The sequence below is a fragment of the Micromonospora sp. M51 genome (assembly GCF_018070305.1).
Classification (GTDB): Bacteria; Actinomycetota; Actinomycetes; order Mycobacteriales; family Micromonosporaceae; genus Micromonospora; species Micromonospora parva.
This window is the reverse complement of sequence record NZ_JAGPXZ010001364.1, coordinates 1-718: the sequence shown is the minus strand read 5'-3', so window position 1 is coordinate 718 and position 718 is coordinate 1. Positions and strand designations below refer to the sequence as shown.

Annotated in this window: 1 protein-coding gene and 1 pseudogene; both read left to right on the top strand. The window is 74.9% G+C overall.

What is annotated here, in order from left to right; genetic code table 11:
- Positions 1-349 (top strand): annotated as a pseudogene (locus tag KBX53_RS34860) (hypothetical protein); the annotation flags it as partial.
- A gap of 43 nt (positions 350-392) precedes the next feature.
- Positions 393-716, top strand: a complete 324-nt coding sequence (locus KBX53_RS34855) for a hypothetical protein (RefSeq protein ID WP_244236068.1) — start codon at positions 393-395, stop codon at positions 714-716.
- Positions 717-718 lie beyond the last annotated feature (2 nt).

Genomic DNA, 718 nt, shown 5'->3' with positions numbered 1-718 from the left:
CAGCGCGGCCGGGGCGTGGAGTGCCGGATGCGAGGTCACCGTGGCCAACCTCCCGGCCGCGCTGGACGTCTCGCTGGTCGTCAACGGGAGCGGGTTCCGCTCGATGGAGGTGCGGCTCCGATCCCCGCACAGCATCGTCGGTGACCGCCCGGAACCCAACGCGACGGCGGCCGGGCGGCCGGCCTACGTCGACCCGCAGGGCGAGACGATGGAGTTGCTCGACGTCCCGAAGGCCCAAGTCACCGCCGGTTGGGGCCGGCCGAACGAGGGTTTCACCGAGGAGGACGCGGCGACGGTGCTGGGCGGGGTGCAGGTCGCCGAGCACCTGGACCGACCCACGACCTGGTGACCGCCCCGGGCGGCCGCACCCGCCGGACGTACGCTTGGTGACTGTGAGCCCCCGTCGCAATCGCCCTCGCCGGGACGAGAACGCCAACCTGGACGCCGACCGGGTCCGGCAGGGCGTCGCCTCGGTGCAGCAATGGACCGACGGCGCCTGGCAGGTACGCGGCATCGGCGCCGGCGCGTCGGTCAAGACGTACCGTTGCCCCGGTTGTGACCAGGAGATCCGACCCGGGGTGGCGCACCTGGTGGCCTGGCCGGCGGACGGCCTGGGTGACCTGACCGACCGGCGGCACTGGCACAGCGGCTGCTGGCGGGCCCGGGACCGGCGCGGCCCGGCGGTGCAGCGCGGCCGGGGCACCCCGCGCTACTGAGC